Genomic DNA, 6,777 nt, shown 5'->3' with positions numbered 1-6,777 from the left:
TCCCCCCACCGTTCCCGGCCGTCCCGCCGCCCGGGGAGACCTGGGAGAACATTGCGGTACTGGTCCCCGCCGCCGGGCAGCCGGTGAACCTCCCGGATGGGACGCCGGTCGTCCCCGTTTCCTGGGCCGCCACCGCGCCGCCCCCAGACGGCTCGCTCGGTGCCGGGCCCGTAGCCGGGCGGCTTCCCCCGTCCGCGGCGGCTGACCCGGGTTGGCCGGTGCCGGAGGCGTGGCTCGACGCCGACCCCCTGGGCGGACCCACGGTCGGCCGGCAGGCGGTCGAAACGCCCGGTACGGAGCCAGCCTGGTCCGTCCCGGTCCCCGCGAACCTGCCGGCACGGCGGTCCGGTCCGGCCCCTTCCCTGCCCGTCCGGGCGGCGGCCGCGGTGACGCCGTCCCGTGGTCCGGCGGTGGTCCCGGCCGTCGCGGGAGCGGGCGGTTCGCCGGTCGCGCGGGCGCGGGCCGGTGGGCGGCGGGTGCTGGTCGGGGGATTCGGTGGCGGAGGCGGCCGGACGACGGTCGCCGCGGGTCTGGGACTGGCGATCGCGGAGCACCACGGTCATCGGGTGATGGCCGTGGACGCCTCCCCGGACCAGTCCGGGCTGCTTGCGCACCGGGTCGGTCTCATGCCACCGGGCGTGGGGTTGCGGGAGTTGGCCACGGCGCGGCCACCGGTGTCCTCATTGGAGGACGTGCGCCGGTTCGTCGCCTCCGACGGCTCCGGTGGCCTGGAGGTGCTGGCCGGACTGCGTGATCTCACCGGGCCGGGGCCGCTTCCCGAGGAGCTGGCCTGGGCACTCGACCTGCTCGGACACTGGTATCCGGTCGTCGTCGCGGACGCCCCACCGGGGTGGAGCCAGCCGGTGCCGGCCACCCTGCTGGCGCGGGCGGACCTCGTCGTGCTGACGATCCGGGCCGGCGAGACGGAGATCGCTGGTGCGGACGACGCGTTGACCGCGTTGACCGCGGCTGGTCGGCCAGATCTCGCTGCCACCGTCATCGTGGCCGTCGTCGAGACGTATCCCTCCCGGTTGAGCCGCGGGGCACGGCTGCGTCTCGAGCATCTTGAGGACCGGGCCTACATGACGGTGCCGGTGCCGTTCGACGCGGCGCTCGCCGACAGCCGTCCGATCAGCTGGTACCGCCTGCGTCGCCGGACCAGGTTCGCCTTCCAGCGCCTCGCCGGGGCGGTCGCCACCGCCCCGCTTCCCGGGTCGCAACCGGCCACCGTGCTGGCCCGGTCCGCCATCGCCGTCCCCGGTCGGTGCCCCCAACCCGGGCCCGGGCCCGTCCGAGCCATGGTGAATGCCACGGACCCGATCCGGTACCGGCCCGCCGCGCCGCCTGGGCCCTAGGCTGGCGAGAATGGCACACGATCTGCTGACTCCGTCCGGTCAGGGCGATGACGGCCGCGCCGATGAGTCGCTCACCCGAGCGCTCGCCGCCAGCCCGGTCAACCCCGCCGTTCTGACCGCCGCGCTGCGCCAGGCCCGGGTCTTCGTCGGAGTCGAGGCTCGGCTCACCGCCGCCGACGCCGTCACCGGTGCGGACAAGACCAGCGAGATGGCGCTGACGACCCTGCGCACCCCGTCCGGCGCGACCGCGCTACCGATCTTCTCCAGCGTCAGCGCGCTCACCGCCTGGCGCGCCTCGGCCCGGCCGGTTCCGGTCGCCGCGGTGGACGCCTGCACGGAGGCGGTCCGGCTGGGGCTCGGAGCGGTGGTGATCGACGTGGCCGGTCCGCGCTCGGCCAGTCTGGACGTCGGGCCGGGCGGTCCCGCGACGGTGCCCGGCGGATCCGACTCCGACTCGCCGCCCGGGACTCTCGACACGCCGCCCGGGACTCTCGACACGCCACGTGCGACCGAAGCCGCGGACCTCGACGAGCTGAGGGTGACCGCCCTGCGCCGTCCATCCGATCCGGATGGACCGTTGTCCCGGCAGCGGGTCCAAGAGGCGTTGCGGACCGTGACCGAGCGGGTCGAGGTGTGGCCGGCGGAACTGCTCCTCCCGGGTGCCGGCGCACCACGCCCGGTGCTTGCCGTCGCGGTACGCCGGGACGGAGATGCGGACGCGCGGTCCGGGGAGTTGCTCGCCCGGCGGTTGTCCCGGCTGCTCGCCGCTGATCCGGACCCGGCGCAGGAGCAGGCGCAGGCCTCGGGCCCGGCCGTGCTGCTCGTGAGCGCGCGGGAGGCCGCGGCGGTGCGCCGCCATCTGGGGCGGGGCCTGCGCCCGACGCGCCGATGGCCGGTGCGGTTCGCGAGGTGAGTGCCGCCGGCCCTTTCGGAGCGCCCGGACGATGATGTGATCGTCGTGTCGCCCGGTCTGGTGCTACGCTGGGCTTCAGACCGCCTGCCGGCTGGTTTTGTTCCGTCCGCTGGCGTTGCCGTTTCCAGGCAGCCAGGGCACGGTGCGGAGCCTGATCGGCAGGACCAAGCGGGGGTTCGCCCTCCACCCGATGTCAGCACTGATGTCGCCACCCCGGGACGTCAGCAGGTCCTCAGGCCGGAGTTCCGGCTGGTGGCCGCGGTGGCCGGGTCGCCGGTCGGCCGAGCCGTTCTCGCGGTTGTCGGCCGGGAGCCTGGTGTACCAGGCTCGGTGCTCCGCTGCGGTGAGGTCATGCCCGCGCGTCGAGCAACGGAGGAAACACATCAGCACAGAGTCCCGTATCAACGACCGGATTCGCGTCCCCGAGGTTCGCCTCGTCGGCGCGGAGGGTGAGCAGATCGGCATCGTCTCGATCGGTGAGGCCATGCGCATGGCGCAGGAGGCCGATCTCGACCTCGTCGAGGTCGCGCCGACCGCTCGTCCCCCGGTCTGCAAGCTGATGGACTACGGAAAGTTCAAGTACGAGTCCGACCAGAAGCGTCGGGAGGCTCGGAAGAACCAGGTCCAGACCGTCATCAAGGAAATGAAGCTGCGGCCGAAGATCGATCCGCACGACTACGAGACCAAGAAGGGTCACGTCGTGCGTTTCCTGCGGGCCGGCGACAAGGTCAAGATTACGATTATGTTCCGCGGTCGGGAGCAGTCCCGGCCCGAGCTCGGCATCCGCCTGCTCCAACGGCTGTCCGCCGACGTGGCCGATCTTGGTTATGTCGAGGCTCAGCCCAAGCAGGACGGCCGGAACATGACCATGGTCATGGCCCCGCACAAGGGTTCGAAGCCGCAGCGGGTGCCGGAACCGGCCGGCCACGCCTGACTCGACGGCGGGCAGTCCGCGCGGTGGCGCCGCCACCGGTTCCGGATCTCGCCACGCCGGTTGTTCGACCACCCACGTAACCCGTCAGGATGTCAACATGCCCAAACAGAAGTCCCACAGCGGTGCGAGTAAGCGGTTCCGGGTCACCGGGTCCGGCAAGGTGCTGCGCCAGCGGGCCAACCGCCGCCACTACCTGGAGCACAAGACCAGCCGCCTCACCCGCAGACTGGATGGCGTGGTGCCGTTGACGAAGGCGGACAACCGACGCGTCAAGCGTCTGCTCGCCCGCTGACCGCGGCCCGCTGACGACTCCGGCCCCGACTGCGGCGGGCCCGCCGGTCGCGGTCGGCCCGCCGTTGGCGGCCGACTCCGGCCCGGGCCGCCGGACGCACCCGAACGAAGGAGACAGGTGCCCTCATGGCACGCGTGAAGCGGGCGGTCAACGCCCAGAAGAAGCGCCGTACGGTCCTCGAGCAGGCCAGCGGCTACCGGGGCCAGCGCTCGCGGCTCTACCGCAAGGCCAAGGAGCAGATGCTCCACTCGATGACCTACTCCTACCGGGACCGCCGCGCGCGCAAGGGCGACTTCCGGCAGCTGTGGATCACTCGGATCAACGCGGCGGCGCGGGCGAACGGCCTGACCTACAACCGCTTCGTGCAGGGTCTGAAGCTGTCCGGTGTCGAAGTCGACCGCAAGATTCTGGCCGACCTCGCGGTCAACGACGCGGTCGCGTTCACCGCCCTGGTCGAGGTGGCACGGGCCGCGCTGGCGGCGGCGCCGGAGCCCACCGCCGCCTGAGCCCGTCGCGACGTCGGCCCGTGCCCGCCTCCCGCGTGTCCCCCACGACCGACGCCCCGCCGTCGACGGTCCCTTCCCCGACGGCCCCTTCCCCGGGGCCCGGAGTGATCGCCGGAGCGCGCTCCGGGCGGGTCGGCGCCGCGCGTCGCCTCAAGCGGCCCGCGGCCCGGCGCGAGCAGGGCAGGTTCCTGGTCGAGGGGGCGCAGGCGGTGGGCGCGGCGTCGGCCGTCGGCGAGCTGCTCGAGGTGTTCGTCGGAGTCTCCGCGACTCCCCGGCACGAGGAGCTGCTGAGGGCGGTCCGGGTGCCGGTCCGGGTCGTCACGGACGAGGCCGTGGCGTCGCTGTCGGAGACGGTGACCCCCCAGGGCCTCGTCGCGGTCGCGGCCCTGCCCGCTCACCGGCTCGCCGACCTGCACGCCCCCCGGCTGGTCGCGGTGTGCATCGGCGCGGGCGATCCGGGCAACGCCGGCACGGTGATCCGCAGCGCGGACGCGGCCGGAGCGGACGCCGTCGTCTTTACCGGGAGCGGTGTCGACCCCTTCGGGGGCAAGTGCGTGCGCTCCTCGGCCGGCAGCCACTTTCACCTCCCGGTGATCGTGGAACCAGCCTTGGCCGTGGTGCTGGACCGGCTGCGGGCCCGGGGCTGCCGCATCGTGGCGACGTCCGGAGCCGCGGATCGCGACATCGACACCGCCGTCGCCGCCGGTGAGCTCGACGGGCCGACGGCGTGGCTGTTCGGTAACGAGGCACATGGGCTGGCTTCGGCTACTCTGACCGCCGCGGACGCGGTGCTGCGGGTACCGGTGTACGGTCAGGCCGAGTCCCTGAATCTTGCGGTTGCGTCCGCCCTGTGCCTTTACGCGTCGGCGCGGGCGCAGAGAACGGGCAGGTCCGGTACTGACGGCACCGGAGGAGGTGGTCGACGGTGATGAACACTGTCGCGTCGCCATCCGGGCAGGTACCGCCACCCGGCCCCGGCTGCGCGCCCGATTCCACCGATTCGGCCGTGTCGGCCGCGCTGGACGGCCCACTGCCTGCCGCCGCCTTCGACCTGCTACCGGACTCGGTGATCGTGACCGACGCCGTCGGCGTCGTCGAGGTGTTCAACCGGGCGGCGGCGAAGCTCACCGGGGTGGACGGACCGTCTGCGATCGGCCGGCATCTGACCGAGGTCCTCCCGTTGCTGGACGAGCGGGGCAACGACTGGTGGGAGTGCTCGGCAGCCAGCCGGAACCTGCCGCGGGTCACCGGGCAGCCGGAGCGGCGCCTGACCTATGCGGGTCCGGTCCACGACCGTGACTTCCACGTCACGGTGCGGTTCAACCGGGTCGCCGGTCGGCTGGTGCGGGTGTCGCTGTCCCTGCGCGACACCCTCAGCCGCGAGCGGCTGGAACGCAACCGGGCGGACCTGGTCGCGACCGTGGCGCACGAGCTGCGCTCGCCGCTGACCAGCGTGAAGGGATTCACCGCGACGCTGCTCGCCAAGTGGGACCGGTTCACCGACGAGCAGAAGAAGCTCATGCTGAACACGGTCAACACCGACGCCGACCGGGTCACGCGCCTGCTCACCGAGGTGCTGGACGTCTCCCGGATCGACTCCGGACGCATTCAGGTCCGCAAGCAGATCGTCGACCTGCCCGCCCGGGTGCGTTCGGTGGTGGACGGCAAGGTGGCCTCGGGTGCGGCCGGCGCCGACCGGTTCTTCATCTGCGAGGAGGGCGAACTGCCCGAGATGTGGGTCGATCCGGACAAGATTGAACAGGTACTGCACAACCTCGTCGACAACGCCCTGCGGCACGGTGCGGGTACTGTGACGGTACTGCTGCGTGGCAGGGACAGCGGCACGGAGGTGAGCGTGGCCGACGAGGGGGAAGGCGTGTCCGAATCGAACGCCGCGCGCGTGTTCACGAAGTTCTGGCGGGGCGCCGGCCGCGGGAACGGCACCGGCCTCGGGCTCTACATCGCCAAGGCACTGATCGAGGCGCACGGCGGCACCATCTCGGTCGGCCGGGCCACGGGTGGCGGCGCCGAGTTCCGATTTTTCGTGCCCGCCGGTGGCCCGGTGTTCGGCTGACGCCGAGCACCGCGAACCGACCGGTGGGCGCCCCGGGCGGCCAGGCGCGCGCCGCCGCCCCAGGACCGGACACCCCATGCCCGGACACCCCATGCCCGGACACCCCATGCCCGGACGAACTCCGCCGCAGGCCGGACGACCCCGGCTTCCCGCCGGGATGGCCCTGCTTTTTACCCGATGACGAGGATGAGCACCGTGCCCGCCCCTGGAGAGACTGTCGACCCGTCCCGGGTCCACGCCCTCGACCCTGATCAGCTCGACGCGGCCGTTGACGCGGCGCGGGAGTCGATCCGCGCCGCCGCCGACCTCGACGCGCTGGCAGCCGTCCGTACCGCCCACATCCAGGGCGCCTCCGCACCGCTGGTGCTGGCCCGCCGGGAGCTCGGTGCCCTGCCCCGGGCGGAGCGTGCCGACGCCGGTCGCCGGCACAACGCCGCCCGCACGGCCGTACAGGCCGCCTACGACGCCCGGCTGGCCGAACTCACCGCCGAGCGCGACGCCCGGGTGCTGCACGAGGAACGGGTCGACGTGACCCTGCCCGTCGACCGTCGCCGTCGTGGTGCCCGCCACCCGCTGACCGCCCTGTCCGACCGGCTTGCCGACGTGTTCGTGGCGATGGGCTACGAGGTCGCCGAGGGACCCGAGGTCGAACACGACTGGTTCAACTTCGAGGCCCTGAACATGGCGCCCGATCACCCGGCCC

8 protein-coding genes are annotated in these 6,777 nt (G+C 73.0%); all 8 read left to right on the top strand.

Annotated features, from left to right (window positions below):
* Positions 1–1,355: MinD/ParA family ATP-binding protein (locus AC08OV_RS16165; protein ID WP_476619881.1), on the top strand; the 1,355-nt coding region annotated here is incomplete at its 5' end.
* Between the two features lie 10 nt (positions 1,356–1,365).
* Positions 1,366–2,268 (top strand): SseB family protein, encoded by a 903-nt coding sequence (locus AC08OV_RS16160; protein WP_476613966.1) that lies wholly within the window; start codon positions 1,366–1,368, stop codon positions 2,266–2,268.
* A 343-nt stretch (positions 2,269–2,611) separates the two neighbouring features.
* The gene (gene infC, locus AC08OV_RS16155) at positions 2,612–3,202 is read left to right on the top strand and encodes a translation initiation factor IF-3 (protein WP_476613965.1); all 591 of its coding nucleotides are present in this window, start codon (positions 2,612–2,614) and stop codon (positions 3,200–3,202) included.
* 97 nt (positions 3,203–3,299) lie between these two features.
* Entirely contained in the window at positions 3,300–3,494 is a 195-nt protein-coding gene (gene rpmI, locus AC08OV_RS16150) for a 50S ribosomal protein L35 (protein ID WP_011437566.1), read from the top strand.
* Positions 3,495–3,619: 125 nt separating this feature from the next.
* Positions 3,620–4,000 (top strand): 50S ribosomal protein L20, encoded by a 381-nt coding sequence (rplT, locus tag AC08OV_RS16145; protein WP_011437565.1) that lies wholly within the window; start codon positions 3,620–3,622, stop codon positions 3,998–4,000.
* Positions 4,001–4,104: 104 nt separating this feature from the next.
* Positions 4,105–4,929, top strand: a complete 825-nt coding sequence (locus AC08OV_RS16140) for a TrmH family RNA methyltransferase (protein ID WP_476599896.1) — start codon at positions 4,105–4,107, stop codon at positions 4,927–4,929.
* A complete protein-coding gene (locus AC08OV_RS16135) occupies positions 4,929–6,074 on the top strand; it encodes a sensor histidine kinase (RefSeq protein WP_476613970.1) in 1,146 nt (381 codons plus the stop codon). Before AC08OV_RS16140 ends, AC08OV_RS16135 begins: the two co-directional genes overlap by 1 nt.
* 195 nt (positions 6,075–6,269) lie before the next feature.
* Positions 6,270–6,777 (top strand): tRNA ligase subunit PheS family protein (locus AC08OV_RS16130; RefSeq protein ID WP_476619880.1); only part of this gene is annotated, 508 nt, incomplete at its 3' end.

The sequence above is a fragment of the Frankia sp. CeTa3Moorea genome, from assembly GCF_978021225.1.
This window is presented reverse-complemented; position numbering and strand designations above follow the sequence as displayed.